This window comes from Oceanobacillus sp. E9 (assembly GCF_001741975.1).
GTDB lineage: Bacteria > Bacillota > Bacilli > Bacillales > Amphibacillaceae > Oceanobacillus > Oceanobacillus kimchii.
On sequence record NZ_LSNA01000006.1, the window covers coordinates 396,034 to 411,436 of the forward strand.

The window sequence follows — 15,403 nt, forward strand, 5'->3', positions numbered from 1 at the left end:
TTGATTAAAAGAAAGGAGGCTGATTACCGTGTCGGTTACAATAAAAGACGTTGCAAGGGAAGCAAATGTATCACCTTCTACTGTTTCTCGAGTTCTTTCTGATAGTGATAAGATAAGTGAAAAGACGAAAAGAAAAGTACGAAAAGTTATGAATGAGTTAGGTTATCATATTAATTACAATGCAAGAGTACTTGTTCAAAAATCGACCAAAACAATTGGGATTGTAATGAAACACTCTGCCACTCATTCATGGCATAATCCATTTTTTCCAGAAGTATTAAGAGGGATTAGTACGTACTGTCACCATTTAGATTATAGTATCTCATTAACAACCGGAGAATCCGAAGATTCAATCTATAAAGAGGTAGTAAAGATGGTAAATGGAAAGCGAATAGACGGTGTTATTGTACTTTATTCAAAAAAAGATGATAAGGTCGTACCATTTTTAATCGAACAACAAATACCTTTCGTGGTGATTGGAAAACCGATGGAACATACAAATGAAATTATGTATGTCGATAATGATAATGTTCAAGCAGGAAAAGAAGCAACTGAATTTTTGATTGATCTTGGTCATGAAGAAATAGCTTTTATTGGAGATAACCCAGAATTCCAAGTCATTCAAGATCGAATGAATGGTTATAAAGAGGCTTTGTTATCAAATGCTCTATTATACCGTGAGGAATACATTAAATACGATGATAACAACAATAACCCAAAAGTTGTTACCGAGTTATTTAATGAAGAGATTGTTCCAACAGCATTTGTCATTTCTTCAGATATTCAAGCCATTAGCATATTAAAAATCTTGCATGAAAAAGGCTATCACGTTCCCAACGACATGAGTATCGTTACATTTAATAAAACGTTTATTACGGAATTATCAATGCCGTCATTAACAACCGTCAATACACAAACATATCAATTAGGTTATGAGTCGTCCAGGTGTTTAATAGAATTAATCAATGATCCAAACATGTTTAAACGAAGCGTAATTATTCCTACAGTGATGGAGTTGAGAGATTCTCATCAGAAGGTATTAAAAGTGTAATAGGTGAGCGTATACAGCATATTAAGGAGAGGATAAAAATGAACGTAGTTGTTTGGAATGAATATCGACATGAACAACAAAATGAAACCGTAGCTAATATTTATCCAGAAGGAATTCATGGTACGATAGCAGACTTTTTAAAAACAGCAAACTTAAAAGTGAAAACAGCAACACTTGATGAACCTAATCACGGACTTTCTGATGATTTACTAAAAGAGACGGATGTACTTATTTGGTGGGGACATAAAGCCCATGAAGAAGTAAATGATGAAATTGTAGAAAAAGTAAAACAACACGTATTAAATGGAATGGGATTAATTGTATTACACTCTGGTCACTTCTCGAAAGTATTTAAGAGCTTAATGGGCACTGGTTGTGATTTGAAATGGAGAGAGGCAGGTGAGAAAGAACGCGTTTGGAATGTAGATCCTACTCACCCAATCACTCAAGGTATTGGTCAGTACTTTGAAATTCCTCAAGAGGAAATGTATGGAGAACATTTTGATATACCAACACCAGATGAATTATTGTTTATCAGTTGGTTTGAAGGCGGGGAAGTATTTCGTAGTGGAGCAACATTTAAGCGTGGAAGAGGTAAAATATTCTATTTCCGTCCTGGACACGAAACGTATCCTACATATCATCAAAAAGAAGTTCAACAAGTTATTGTGAATGCGGTTAAATGGGCGAAAAATACGGATACACCTGTTCATAAGTATGGAAATGTACAACCGTTAGAAAAAATTAAGAAAAAATAAGGATGGGGGAAATGAAAATGGCAAAAGTACGTGTAGCCGTTATTGGTTGTGGAAGTATTGCAAAAAATCGTCATTTAATAGAATATAGAGCTAATCAACAAGTAGATATTGTGGCAGTTTGTGATATTGTCGAAGAAAGAGCGAAACAAACTGCAGAACTACATGAAGCAAAAGCTTACACTGATTATAAGCAATTATTAAATGAGGAAGATATTGATGCAGTAAGTGTATGTTTACCTAACTATTTACACGCTCCAGTAAGCATTGCCGCTCTAGAAGCAGGTTGCCATGTTTTATGTGAAAAACCAATGGCCACTTCAAAAGAAGAAGCGGAAGAAATGATCCAAGCTGCGGAGAAAAATAATCGCAAATTAATGATTGGTCATAACCAACGCTTTGTTCCATCTCATCAAAAAGCGAAACAGCTTATTGAAAGCGGTGAACTAGGTAAAATCTATAGTTTCCGAACAACATTTGGTCATGGTGGTCCTGAAGGATGGAGCGCAGATGGAGTTGATAGTTGGTTCTTTAAGAAAAATGAAGCTTTTGTGGGTGCGATGGGTGATTTAGGAGTACACAAAGCAGACTTAATGCGTTATTTATTAAATGAAGAGTTTGTAGAAGTAGCAGCTTTCGTCGAAACAAGTGCAAAAGAAAAAGCAACCGTTGATGACAACGCAACATTGGTTATGAAATCAGAAAGTGGCATTATCGGTACATTGGCAGCTAGTTGGGCTTATAATGCTAAAGAGGATAATTCGACAGTTATATTTGCTGAAAATGCAGTTGTTCGTTTAGAAGATGATCCAAACTATTCTATGATTGTACAGTACACAAATGGTGAAGTTGTAAAATATGAACTTGGTGGGATTCAATCAAATGAAGAAGGTGGGCAAACAACTTCTCATGTAATTGATCACTTTATTAAGTCAATTACTGCTAATCAACAACCTCTTATCGATGGATACGAAGGGATGAAGTCGCTTAACGTAATTTTAGTAGCATTGTCTTCTGTAGAGACAAAGCAAATTTTTCAAATGGAGAAGTGAAATCAATGACTAAGTTAAGAATGGGTATTATCGGTGTTGGAGGTATTGCAGAAAGTAGACATATCCCTGCTTACCTTCATCTTAACAAAATAGTTGAAGTTACAGCTGTTTGTGATGTGAATTCAGTACGAGCAAAAGAAGTTGCTAATAAATTTGAGATTGAACATGTTTACGATGATTATCATGCTATGTTTTCTATTGTAGATGCTGTGACTATCTGTACTCCAAATAAGTTTCATGCTGAAATTGCTATTGCAGCATTAGATGCTGGACTTCACGTTCTTTGTGAAAAGCCAATGGCAATGACTACTGCAGAGGCAGAATTGATGCTAGAAGCTTCTAAAAGAAATGGGAAGAAACTATCGATTGCCTATCATTATCGATTTGTGGAATCCGTACAATTAGCAAAGAAAACGATGAACGAAGTAGGAGATCCTCTAGTTACTAGAGTACAAGCGATGCGACGTCGAAAAGTGCCAGGCTGGGGAGTTTTTACGAATCAACAAATGCAGGGTGGAGGGAGTTTAATTGATTGGGGTTGTCATTTATTAGATGCAGCTTTATGGTTGCTAGATAAACGAAAACCAGTGGAAGTGATTGGGCAGACGTATAATCGATTATCGAAAACTCCAAATCAAATTAATGAATGGGGAGCTTTTGATCATGATACATTCGATGTAGATGATCATGTTACCGCGTATATACGATTTGAGGATCATAGTACCATGTTGTTTGAATGTTCTTGGGCAGCAAATATTAAAGAGGATATGACACAAATCAGTATTTCTGGTGTAGATGGCGGTCTTCAAGTATTTCCTTTTGAATCCTACAAGTCAAAACACGGGGCATTTACAACAAGTAGTGCTTATGTGCAAGATGACCAACATCAAGCAGGGATTTTACAGGCAAAGAACTTCATAGAAAGTTGTTTAGGACATGCTGATCTTGTCAATAAACCTGAGGAATCGCTCCAAGTAACACAATTAATTGATGCAATTTATGAATCTAGTATTTCGGGAAGAAGTGTAAGAATACCATAAGGTGAAACTCCATTCAGTGAGTTTACATTCTCGCTCACAGAATCGGACATATACTAGTTAATCCAATTGCCTAATTCTAACCGCTTTAAAGTGGATATATTACTACGCGTTACTAACAGGAAAAATAAATTTTGGAGGGGATTATATATGAAACTAGGTGTTTTTACTGTTTTATTTGCAGAAAAATCATTCGAAGAAATGTTAGATTATGTACAAGAGTCGGGCTTAAAAGCAGTAGAAATTGGCACTGGCGGAAATCCTGGAACAGCACATTGTAATGTGGATGAGTTATTGGAAAGCGAAGAGAAGCGTAAACAGTTTAAAGAAAAAATCGATGCAAGAGGACTAACCATTAGTGCATTAAGCTGTCACGATAATCCAATCTCGCCAAATAAAGAACATGCTCAAAAAGCTCATGATGATTTTAGAAAAACTGTACGTCTAGCAGAATTATTAGAAGTGCCAGTAGTTAATACTTTTTCAGGGACACCAGGTTCACATGAGGGTTCGAAATATCCAAATTGGCCAGTTACGCCTTGGCCAACAGAGTACTCGGATATATTACAATGGCAATGGGAAGAAAAACTTATTCCATACTGGAAAGAACAAGCAGAATTCGCCAAAAATCATGGGGTAAAGATTGGTCTTGAATTACATGCAGGATTTTTGGTTCACACTCCTTATACCTTACTTAAGTTACGTGAGGCTACTAATGATGCAATTGGTGCAAACTTAGACCCAAGTCATCTCTGGTGGCAAGGAATTGATCCAGTAGCTGCGATAAAAATATTAGGAAAAGAAGGTGCGATTCACCACTTCCATGCAAAGGACACCTATATCGATCAAGATAATGTAAATATGTATGGTTTAACCGATATGCAACCTTATGGTGAGGTGCAAACCAGGGCATGGAGTTTCCGTTCTGTAGGTTATGGTCATAGTATTCAAGAGTGGTCCAATATTGTAAGTGCGTTACGGACTTACGGTTATGACTATGTAATCAGTATTGAACATGAAGATCCAATAATGTCGATTGATGAAGGATTTCAGGCAGCTGTAAAAAATTTAAAAGCGATTAATATGGAAGAATCTCCTGCTACTATGTGGTGGGCATAAAATAAGTTTAATAAGGCTGAGCGTAGAAATTACTTAAATTAGGTCGACTGGTGGGGTGAGACTTTTGTTTGCTAAAAACAATCGGAGGTCTCACTTATCCAATTATTATTCTTATAATGGATCTAGTCAATTTCAAAATTGCTAAAATTTCATTTAAAAAGCGAACGCTTTAGTGATAATGTAATTTAGCGTTCGGATTATAACAATTACTTGGCTTTGAACGGAATGGATGGCGGCGACTCCTGCTCAGAACAGCGAGCTGAAGATTCACTTGAAAAGTGTCTTCTTTTCAAATTAGCTGAAGCCGTGCCTGTGGAAAGCGTCCGTCTGCAATGAAAATCAAAATAGCGAACATTCGGTTTTCACACAAATCATCTTATTATGAAAATGATTCGATTGAGAACGTTTACATCAGGAGGTATTTTAATTGCGAGAGTCGGGTTTGATGGGAAATATTTATACTATATGTGAATGGATAATGCGCTTTTCTGTAACAAATTTATTGTGGATTCTATTTAATATTCCACTAGTATTTATTGGGTTAAGCTTATTATTTATAAACAGTATTCAAGATGCAATTATATTAACTCCTTTTCTTCTTCTATGTTTTCCATTTTGCTTGTTTCCAGCAACATCTGCTATGTTTGCGCTTGTAAGAGATTGGATAATTAATCAGGAGAAAGCGTCAATACTAGGTACTTTTTGGGGATATTATAAAGAAAACTATAAGCAAAGTATGCAAGCTGGAATTATTTTCGCACTTTTATGGTTTATTTGGGCAGTAGATTATTCTTATTTTCAACAAGAAAATATAGTACTCATGTTTGTTTTTCTCATTATGGGAGTAATTTTATATGTATTTACACTATTATTTTTTAGTGTAATTGTACATTATAATTTAGATTTAAAGACATTATTAAAAAAGGCATTTATTTTAACGGTTGGAAGTCCTGTGCTATTTTTCTCAATTATCATAGTGACAGGAATAATACTGCTTGTAAGTATACAAAATTTGCCTATAATTATTCCTTTCTTTACCGGAAGTCTAATTGCTTTTATTACATTTTCTGCTTTTTATCGATTTTTTTTACGTGTAAAGGAAGAGGGAAAATAAAACGTTATTACTACCTTATAAAAGGAGGCGTTTTTCAAGGGAATGGCCACAGTCCGCGAATATTAAAAGCTCCCATCCCCACTGAAGTCGCCTCCTATCATAAAGTTAAAACTTATTCTTTAAATTCCCAGCCTTTTTGCAAAAAATATACCGGTTATGAATAATTTACTTTTATTATTTTGAAACTATTTTCCTCACATCTTATTGGAGTGTTAATATTGAAATCATCTTCCTCCCATAAATCGAAGGCACTGTTCCACTTGGTTACCGGAAGTGATACTTCGAGAGCCTGATTACTTGGGTTTATAATAATGTAAATTTCCATATGCTGTTGAGAAAGTTTATAAATGAAATAATTATCACCAGTTTTTACAAATGAAAATTCTCCTTGATTTGCAATAGCCTTTTCCGTTTTCCGCACATGAATTAATTTTTTAAGGAAAGATTTTAATTCTACATTTTGTTCATTATCGTCCCAAACCATACATTCTCTGCAACCAGGATCTCCTTCTCCAGTCATTCCAATTTCATCTCCATAATAAATACAAGGGGAACCTGGCATCGTTAATAATAATATATATAGAAGTTTTGCTTTTTCGACTTGATTGTTACAATGTGTTAAAACTCTGGGAGTATCATGACTGCCTAATAGATTAAATGCTACTTCATTTACGTTCTGTGGATAAGAAAGTAGAACATTAGAAATTTGTTGGACAAATTCTTTAACATCTATTTTTTCCTTTGCAATAAAATCAAGTGCAGCACTGGTAAGTGGATAGTTCATTACTGCGTCAAATTGATCTCCTTGTAACCAGGGCATCGAATCATGCCATATTTCTCCGAGAATATAGACATCTGGCTTTATGGATTTCACTTGTCTACGGAAATCTCTCCAAAATTGGTGATCCACTTCATTAGCTACGTCTAATCGCCACCCATCGATATCAAACTCTTCAATCCAATATGATGCTACTTTAAGTAAATATGATTTCACTTCCGGGTGCTCTGTATTTAGTTTTGGCATTGAACTTACATATGCAAAGGTGTCATAGTTTGGTGCTGGCTCTGTTCTCAAAGGAAAACTCTCGATATGGAACCATTCCTTATAAATAGACTTCTCTTGGTTTTTTAACACATCCTGAAATGGTTCAAAGAAATAGCCACTATGATTAAATACAGCATCAAGCATAATGCGAATTCCTCGTTGATGACAAGCTTTAACTAACTTTCGAAATGTCTGTTTATCCCCAAATTGAGGATCGATTTCCATATAGTCAATCGTATCGTATTTATGGTTAGAAAATGCTTTAAATATAGGCGTAAAATAAATACCGGAAATACCTAAATCTACAAGATAATCCAAGTGATTGATTATACCTTGAAAGTCACCACCAAAAAAATTTGTAGGTGTAGGGGAAGTGCTTCCCCAAGGTAAAGTTCCAGGAGGATTAATTTTTTCATTTCCGTTCGCAAATCGTTCAGGAAAAATTTGATACCATACGGTTTCCTTTACCCATTCTGGTGCTTGAAATTGATCTATTGGGTTTAAAAAAGGGAAGCAGAAGTAATAAGCAGTGTCATCATTTGGAATTTCTTTATAAAATCCTTTCTCTGTATAAATAAGAGTTTCTTTAGTATCAGATAATTGAAATCCATATCTTATTCGACGTGTTTTACAATAAATTTCAATTTGCCAATAATCGAATAGCTTGTCGGAAGCTACGAGACGCATGTCTGCCTTGTTATAAATCCATCCTGAATCATCCCAATTATAAGGATCTGCATAGATAAGTGTGACTTTTACTACATCATCTTTCTTTGTTTGTAAACGAATGTGTAAAGTATTCTCTTTGTAAAGGTAAGCATAATTATTCTTTGGTCGATGAAATACTGCTTCTTTTAGCATCAGTTTTCTCCTCCTATAAAAATAAAATAACCCCAACTTCCAACGTGGTACTGCTGGAAACCGGGGTTGTTGTGTAATTACAAAGCATTGCCCTTAAATTGTACTATATCTATTAGTACATAAAATTTGTTAAAAGTCAATAAATTCAAAAATATTTTGTGAAAGCGCTTGCGCAAAAGTTTTGTTTCGTATAAAATTAAATTGTAAACAATGTGCAACCGGTTGCGCAAACTTATAATACGGAGTCGTACATTGGATTAAACAATAATAGGGGGAGTACGAATGAAGAAAAACTTGAGGTTTTTATTAATTGCAATTCTAGGCTTATCTATTTTGTTGGTTGCTTGTGCACCTGAACGAGACGAAGAAGCAGGTAGTGAAGGAGATAGCAGTGGAGAAGCTGCTGAAAAACCAGATGAATTAGTAATCTGGGTAAATGATCAAGAAGAACAAATTGAAGCGATAGAGAATATTACTCAGAAGTTTGAAGAACAAGAAGGAATTCAAGTTAAATTAGAAACAAAATCAATGCTTGATCAAATGCAAGAATTATCATTAGCTGGTCCAGAAGGAAATGGTCCAGACCTATTTTTTCAGCCTCATGACCGTATTGGAAATATTGTTGCTCAAGGTTTAGCAGAGCCTGTAGACCTGACAGATGAACAATTAAATGAGTATGTAGATACTGCAGTAGAAGCAGTTACGTATACGTATGATGGAAATACAAACATTTATGGAATACCTGCTGTAATTGAGACTTATGGAATTTTTTATAATAAAGCATTACAAGAAGAAGCTCCTGAAACAATTGAAGATTTACTTACAGTTCTAGAAGAAAATTCAAATCCTTCAGAAGATCAATTTGGATTTTTAATGCGTCCAAATGACTTATATTTTAATTTTCCATTCTTTAAAAATTATGGCGCTTATATCTTTGGAGGAGATACTGGGAACTATGATATAGAAGACATTGGGTTAGCAAATGAAGGTGCAATTGAGGGAGCAGAATTGTATCAATCCTTCTTTGGAGAAGGTAAGATTCCAACCTCAACTACTGGTGATGTAATCGATGGATTATTTACAGAAGGAAAAGTTGGTTCAGTAATTAGTGGTCCATGGAGCGTTCCTGGCTATAATGAAGCGTTAGGTGAAGATTTAGGATTCGCACCATTTCCTAGGATTAATGATCAACCAACAGAAACGTTTGTTGGTGTGAAATCTTGGATGGTCTCTTATTACTCTGAGAATAAAGAATGGGCAAAAGAATTAGCGGTATTTATGACGAATGAAGAAAATCAAGGTGAGTATTTTGAGATTGCAGGGGAATTACCGCCAAATGCAAAAGCTTTAAGTAATATAGAAGATCCAATTTACGCTGCATTTGCTGAGCAGATTGAACATGGGTTTCCTATGCCAAGTGCTCCAGAGATGGCACAAGTTTGGGAGCCGATGAATAATGCTTTACAATTCCTTGCTGAAGGAGAAGATCCTAAAACAGTACTGGAAGAAGCACTAGAACAGGTTCAAACAAATATTGATGCAAGTGGTGGAAGTAACTAGAGGTTGAGAAAAAGTATTTACTTAAAGGTGAATAGGTATTGAAACCCCGCTTCAGAAATATACTGCTCTTATTCTAAGGCGGCTGGTGAGCCTCCGGATGCTCCGAATTCCGGGGGCTCGCCTAGGGGTTTTGTTCCATAGTACCTCCGTATATTTCTTACGCTTATTCTAGCTTTCATTGGACTTTTGACTAAAACTTTTTGTTATGTTCCAACCTCATAGATGTAAGCATAAAAAATGAAATATTGGGTGAATTCAGTAGAACAAAATACATTATTTAATGTTACTTGAATTAATTCATAATTGCTAAGTTTTATTTAAAAAACGAACATTTCAGTGTTTTTTACATAATAGTATTAGTTTTAGCAATTATTTGGCTTTGATTGTAATGAAAGATGGCGACTCCAGCAGGCATAACAAGAGATGAAGATTCACTTGAAAGTGTTCTTCTTTTCAAGTTAGCTGAAGCGTTGCCTGAGGAAAGCGTCCGTCTTGTAATGAGAATCAAAACAGCTAACATTCGGATTTCACATCAAAATCTTATTATGAAATTGATTCATTCACATAGAAATTTAGTTTATAAGGAGGGAAATTGAATGTTTGCTCCATCAGAACCTCAAAATCACGAGAAAAAGGAAAAAAAATATAAAAAACATAATCCTACCGTAGCGATGATATTATCTATTCTCTTTGCTGGTCTAGGTCAAATATATAATCGTCGATTTTTAAAAGGTATCTCTTTTATGGTGATAGAAATTGCCTTTATCATTACATCGTTGGAAGCAATTAACTTTGGGTTATGGGGATTACGAACATTAGGAACTATACCAGGAACGGATCACTCTATTCGTTTGTTAGTATTAGGGGTTTTATCATTAATTGTAACAATTATCGTTATAACCTTGTATGTATTTAATGTTATAGATGCAAGAAAACAAGCTAAAAAAGTTAGATCAGGATGGAAACCACTCAAGTTCCGTCAATCTATCAAAGAAATCTATGATTATTCTTTTCCATATTTAATGACTTTTCCCGGATTAATCTTAATGATTTTTGTCGTTATTTTTCCTTTGTTATTTTCGATTTTATTAGCTTTTACAAATTATGATTTATATAATTCACCTCCACGTAATTTAGTAGATTGGGTAGGGTTAGATAATTTTAAAAATTTATTTACTGTACCAATTTGGCAGGATACATTCTTAAGTGTTTTTTCATGGACAATTGTTTGGACAGTAGTTGCAACTACATTACAGATTGCTCTCGGATTCTTCTTAGCCGTATTAGTAAATGATCCTCGTGTCAAATTTAAAAAATTAATTAGAACAATATTGATTTTACCGTGGGCGGTCCCGGCTTTTGTGACAATATTAGTATTTGCAGCTATGTTCAATGATGATTTTGGAGCAATTAACAGAGACATGATTATTCCGTTATTTGGTGGAGAAGGCATTGCTTGGTTAAGTGATCCATTCTACAGTAGGATTGCGATTATAATGATCCAAACATGGCTAGGATTTCCGTTTATCTTTGCCTTAATTACAGGAATTCTGCAAAGTGTATCAAAAGATTGGTATGAGGCTGCTGACATTGACGGAGCTTCTCGTTTCCAAAAATTTAAAACCATCACATTTCCGCATGTAATGTTTGCTGTTGCACCGCTATTAATTATGCAATATGCGCAGAACTTTAATAACTTTAACATTATTTATCTATTTAATGAAGGAGGTCCTCCAGTAAGAGGACAAAATGCAGGTGGGACCGATATACTTATTTCTTGGGTATATAAACTAACATTTGATACAAATAATTACTCGATGGCAGCTGTGATATCCATCATCATGGGGTTAATTGTATCTGCCTTTGCTTTTTACCAGTTTAGGAAGACAAGATCGTTTAAAGAAGAGGGTGAAATATAATGAACTCAAGTCGAAAATCAAAATTAGAAGTAACCGGTATTTACTTGATTATCGCTATTGTAGCAGTAATTATCTTTTATCCCTTAGTTTGGACAATTGGAATGTCATTTAACCAAAGTACGAGTCTATACTCATCTAGTATTATTCCAGAAAATTTCTCTTTAGATCATTATAAATGGTTATTTAGCCCCGAGAGTGATTATTTATTATGGTATAAAAATTCTCTTATTGTATCTATTGCTAACGCAATCGGTAGTGTTGTTTTAACTGCATTGGTTGCATATGCTTTTTCAAGATATCAATTTGTAGGTAGGAAAAATGGTTTGTATGTATTTCTGTTATTGCAAATGTTTCCTGTAATGATGGCAATGGTGGCATTATATATCTTTTTAAATATGATTGGTTTATTAGATTCTTTATTTGGACTAATTCTTATCTATTTAGGAGGACAAATACCATTCAATGCTTGGTTAGTGAAAGGGTATTTTGATACGATTCCAAGAGAATTAGATGAGGCAGCAAGAATTGATGGAGCAGGTCACCTGAAAGTATTTTGGAGTATCATGCTACCTTTAGCAAAACCAATCTTGGCAGTAGTAGCGTTATTTAATTTCATGGCACCGCTATTTGACTTTTTACTCCCATCTATCGTACTTTCGAGTGAAGAAAATTACACATTAGCAGTTGGTTTATATAACTTCATTAATGACCAATTCTCGAATAACTTTACACGTTTTGCGGCTGGTTCTGTCTTGGTAGCAGTTCCAATAGCAGTAATTTATTTATTTTTGCAACGTTATCTCATATCAGGGTTAGCAGCAGGTGGAACAAAAGGGTAGAATAGAGTAATATACGAAATATATGTTGTAAAGAACAGCTAGAAGGTGAAAGAATGGTTACGATAAAAGATATTGCCAAAGCGACAGGTGTATCCCCATCAACAGTTTCAAGAGTAATTGCTGATAATTCACGTATTAGTGAAGAAACAAAGGCAAAGGTAAGAAAAGCGATGGAAGATTTAGGTTATTTCCCTAATCTGACTGCACGTAATTTAGCAGTTAAATCAACAAAAACAATTGGGGTGATATTACCTTCTTCCGCAGATAAATCATTACAAAACCCATTTTTCTCAGAAATATTACGAGGAATTGGATCTGTTACACATAAACTTCAATATTCTATGATGCTTTCCTCTGGTCAAACAGAAGAAGAGATTTATGCTGAAGTACAAAGAATTGTATTAGGGAGTTATGTAGACGGAATTATATTGTTATATTCTCGTTTGAATGATCGGGTAACTCAATTCCTAATGGAAAAAGACTTCCCATTTGTAATTGTAGGTAAACCTCAAGAGGTTAATGATAGAACTACATATGTAGATAATGATAACATTCAGGCTGGAGAAGATATCACTTCCCATTTAATTGAGACTGGTCATAATCGAATCGCTTTTATTGGTGGCGCAAAAGATTTAGTCGTTACCATAGATCGTATGCAAGGTTATACTAATGCACTTAAAAAAGCGGATATACCAATATTAGAAGAGTATCTAATTCATACAGAGTTCTTAAAATCTGGTGGAAAAGAAGCAGTGGAAAAGATTCTTCGTTTACCTGAGAGACCTGATGCAGTCGTAGTAAGTGATGATTTAATTAGTATTGGTGTAATTGGAATGTTAGAAGAGTCGGGATTAAGTGTACCAGAGGATATTTCCTTAGTAAGTTTTAATAACGCTTATCTTTCAGAAATAATTCACCCTGCTTTAACAACGATAGATATTCAAATTTATAAACTTGGCGTAGAATCAGCAAAGGCTATTATCGAAAAAAAAATTGGGATAGATGATCCGAAACGAATAATTATTCCGCATTATATTATCTATCGAGATTCTGTAAAAAGAAAATCATAAAAGAATAGTTGAAAGAAGGGGTGGGGGGTGTATGCACTCTCCATTTTTTTTCGCAGTACTGGGGAGTAATATCCCATTTTAAGACAATGCGTATTAAGGAAAGAAGAAAAGTTAGAACACTAGTAACTGCAAGTTATGAACATTCAGGGCAAGAACGAAAACTCCCGTTGATAAAGTTTCACTTTAATTGATGGATTGATTCGACTTCGTGATAACATGTACGTAACACCATTCCTTCAACTTCGAATTAATTTTACTATTTCATATCCAAGGAGGATCAATTATATGAATAAAATATGGTGGAAAGAAGCAGTTGCCTATCAAATATATCCAAGGAGCTTTATGGATTCAAACGGTGACGGTATTGGTGATATTCAAGGAATAATTTCAAAGCTAGATTACATTAAGGATCTTGGTATTGATGTTATTTGGGTTAGTCCTATTTATGAATCTCCTAATGATGATAATGGATATGATATAAGTGATTATCAGGGTATAATGGATGAGTTTGGCACCATGGCGGATTTTGATGAACTATTAGAACAGGTTCATAATCGCGGTATGCGTCTGATTATGGATTTAGTAATTAACCATACATCTGATGAGCATCCTTGGTTCATAGAGTCTCGATCATCTAAAGATAATCCATACCGTGATTATTATATTTGGCGTTCAGGTAAGAACAATCAGGAACCGAATAATTGGGCTTCCATTTTTGGAGGATCTGCTTGGGAATATGACGAAATGACAAATGAATATTTTATGCACATATTTTCTAAAAAACAACCAGATCTTAATTGGGAAAATCCAAAGGTGAGACAAGAACTATACAATATGGTCAATTGGTGGTTAGACAAAGGAATTGACGGTTTTCGTGTTGATGCAATTTCTCATATTAAAAAGATAGCTGATTTTCCAAATCTACCTAATCCTGAAAATAAAAAATATGTTCCTTCCTTTGAAGGTCACATGAATCGTGATGGAATACACAAATTCCTACAAGAGTTCAAAGAAAAAACATTAGACAAATATGATGTTATGACTGTTGGGGAAGCGAATGGAGTAGCTATTTCACAAGCCGAAGACTGGGTTGGTGAGGATAATGGTGTATTCAATATGATATTTCAATTTGAACATTTGGACTTATGGGGGAAAAATACGGATAAAGGTTTAGATTTGAAAGCGTTAAAACAAACCTTATCCAAATGGCAAAAAGGACTAGAAAATATTGGTTGGAATGCATTGTTTTTAGAAAATCATGATCAACCAAGGTCAATTTCTAGTTGGGGTGATACAACAACATATCATAAAAAATCTGCGAAAGCACTCGCTACACTGTATTTTCTTATGAAAGGGACTCCATTTATTTATCAAGGACAAGAAATTGGGATGACAAATGTTCATTATTCTTCCATAGATGATTATGATGATGTAGATGCTAAAAATCTTTATGAAGAAATGATACATGAGGGAGCTTCTTCCAAAGAAGTACTTGAGATTATTTGGAAGACAGGAAGAGATAACTCGCGTACTCCAATGCAGTGGAATAGTTCTCAAAATGGTGGTTTTACTAGTGGAAATCCTTGGTTAAAAGTGAATGATAACTATACTAATATAAATGTTGAACAGGAATTGAATGATGTAGATTCTATATATCACTATTATCGTAAGTTGATTGAAATACGAAAACAACATGAAGCGTTAATTTATGGTGAATATGATTTAATTTTAGAAAATCATCCACAAATTTACGCTTATACGAGAACATTAGATGAAAAGCAATTTGTTGTTTTTGTGAACTTATTTCCTGAAAAATGTAGTTTTGAATTACCATCGTTTTTAGCTGAGGTAGAAAAGTCATTACTATTAACTAATTATGAAACTACATTGCATAAAGAATTACAACCATATGAAGCGAGAGTCTATCAAGTTAACTAACAAATAAACTGCCGAGTTGAATTTTCTCGACAGTTTTTTATTT

12 protein-coding genes are annotated in these 15,403 nt (G+C 34.5%); 11 read left to right on the forward strand and 1 reads right to left on the reverse strand.

The window, feature by feature from the left end; genetic code table 11:
• Positions 1–28 precede the first annotated feature (28 nt).
• The 6 genes from AQ616_RS08780 to AQ616_RS08805 all read left to right on the forward strand — a co-directional run bounded on the left by AQ616_RS08780 (position 29) and on the right by AQ616_RS08805 (position 6,128).
• Positions 29–1,051, forward strand: coding sequence for a LacI family DNA-binding transcriptional regulator (locus tag AQ616_RS08780; RefSeq protein ID WP_017797755.1), 1,023 nt, complete (start codon positions 29–31; stop codon positions 1,049–1,051).
• A gap of 38 nt (positions 1,052–1,089) precedes the next feature.
• A complete protein-coding gene (locus AQ616_RS08785; RefSeq protein WP_017797754.1) occupies positions 1,090–1,809 on the forward strand; it encodes a ThuA domain-containing protein in 720 nt (239 codons plus the stop codon).
• A gap of 17 nt (positions 1,810–1,826) precedes the next feature.
• Positions 1,827–2,858, forward strand: a complete 1,032-nt coding sequence (locus AQ616_RS08790; RefSeq protein ID WP_069685572.1) for a Gfo/Idh/MocA family protein — start codon at positions 1,827–1,829, stop codon at positions 2,856–2,858.
• A 5-nt stretch (positions 2,859–2,863) separates the two neighbouring features.
• A complete protein-coding gene (locus AQ616_RS08795) occupies positions 2,864–3,898 on the forward strand; it encodes a Gfo/Idh/MocA family protein (protein ID WP_017797752.1) in 1,035 nt (344 codons plus the stop codon).
• Positions 3,899–4,045: 147 nt separating this feature from the next.
• Positions 4,046–5,014, forward strand: coding sequence for a sugar phosphate isomerase/epimerase family protein (locus AQ616_RS08800; RefSeq protein ID WP_017797751.1), 969 nt, complete (start codon positions 4,046–4,048; stop codon positions 5,012–5,014).
• 427 nt (positions 5,015–5,441) lie between these two features.
• Positions 5,442–6,128 carry a YesL family protein gene (locus AQ616_RS08805; protein ID WP_017797750.1) on the forward strand — a complete coding sequence of 229 codons (687 nt, stop codon included), beginning with the start codon at positions 5,442–5,444 and terminating at the stop codon, positions 6,126–6,128.
• Positions 6,129–6,282: 154 nt separating this feature from the next.
• On the opposite strand, the gene AQ616_RS08810 is transcribed toward AQ616_RS08805, so the two are convergent.
• Positions 6,283–8,034 carry a glycoside hydrolase family 13 protein gene (locus tag AQ616_RS08810; protein ID WP_069685573.1) on the reverse strand — a complete coding sequence of 584 codons (1,752 nt, stop codon included), beginning with the start codon at positions 8,032–8,034 and terminating at the stop codon, positions 6,283–6,285.
• A gap of 282 nt (positions 8,035–8,316) precedes the next feature.
• On the opposite strand from AQ616_RS08810, the gene AQ616_RS08815 reads away from it, so the two are divergent.
• The 5 genes from AQ616_RS08815 (at position 8,317) to AQ616_RS08840 (ending at position 15,360) form a co-directional block, all read left to right on the forward strand.
• Positions 8,317–9,594, forward strand: coding sequence for a sugar ABC transporter substrate-binding protein (locus AQ616_RS08815; RefSeq protein ID WP_017797748.1), 1,278 nt, complete (start codon positions 8,317–8,319; stop codon positions 9,592–9,594).
• A gap of 596 nt (positions 9,595–10,190) precedes the next feature.
• A complete protein-coding gene (locus AQ616_RS08825; RefSeq protein ID WP_017797746.1) occupies positions 10,191–11,513 on the forward strand; it encodes a sugar ABC transporter permease in 1,323 nt (440 codons plus the stop codon).
• Positions 11,513–12,352: a sugar ABC transporter permease gene (locus tag AQ616_RS08830; RefSeq protein WP_017797745.1), complete on the forward strand. Its 840-nt coding sequence runs from the start codon at positions 11,513–11,515 to the stop codon at positions 12,350–12,352. The genes AQ616_RS08825 and AQ616_RS08830 overlap by 1 nt, the downstream gene beginning before the upstream one ends.
• Before the next feature lie 20 nt (positions 12,353–12,372).
• On the forward strand, positions 12,373–13,422 hold the full coding sequence (locus AQ616_RS08835; protein ID WP_276206857.1) for a LacI family DNA-binding transcriptional regulator: 1,050 nt from the start codon (positions 12,373–12,375) through the stop codon (positions 13,420–13,422).
• Between the two features lie 285 nt (positions 13,423–13,707).
• The gene (locus AQ616_RS08840) at positions 13,708–15,360 is read left to right on the forward strand and encodes a glycoside hydrolase family 13 protein (protein ID WP_017797743.1); all 1,653 of its coding nucleotides are present in this window, start codon (positions 13,708–13,710) and stop codon (positions 15,358–15,360) included.
• Positions 15,361–15,403: the final 43 nt, after the last annotated feature.

What these genes read in the sequence shown, in the direction of transcription:
- AQ616_RS08815 (WP_017797748.1), top strand. Translation starts at nt 8,317, where the DNA reads ATGAAGAAAAACTTGAGGTTTTTATTAATTGCAATTCTAGGCTTATCT.
- AQ616_RS08830 (WP_017797745.1), top strand. Translation starts at nt 11,513, where the DNA reads ATGAACTCAAGTCGAAAATCAAAATTAGAAGTAACCGGTATTTACTTG.
- AQ616_RS08840 (WP_017797743.1), top strand. Translation starts at nt 13,708, where the DNA reads ATGAATAAAATATGGTGGAAAGAAGCAGTTGCCTATCAAATATATCCA.
- AQ616_RS08825 (WP_017797746.1), top strand. Translation starts at nt 10,191, where the DNA reads ATGTTTGCTCCATCAGAACCTCAAAATCACGAGAAAAAGGAAAAAAAA.
- AQ616_RS08800 (WP_017797751.1), top strand. Translation starts at nt 4,046, where the DNA reads ATGAAACTAGGTGTTTTTACTGTTTTATTTGCAGAAAAATCATTCGAA.
- AQ616_RS08785 (WP_017797754.1), top strand. Translation starts at nt 1,090, where the DNA reads ATGAACGTAGTTGTTTGGAATGAATATCGACATGAACAACAAAATGAA.
- AQ616_RS08795 (WP_017797752.1), top strand. Translation starts at nt 2,864, where the DNA reads ATGACTAAGTTAAGAATGGGTATTATCGGTGTTGGAGGTATTGCAGAA.
- AQ616_RS08790 (WP_069685572.1), top strand. Translation starts at nt 1,827, where the DNA reads ATGGCAAAAGTACGTGTAGCCGTTATTGGTTGTGGAAGTATTGCAAAA.
- AQ616_RS08810 (WP_069685573.1), bottom strand. Translation starts at nt 8,034, where the DNA reads ATGCTAAAAGAAGCAGTATTTCATCGACCAAAGAATAATTATGCTTAC.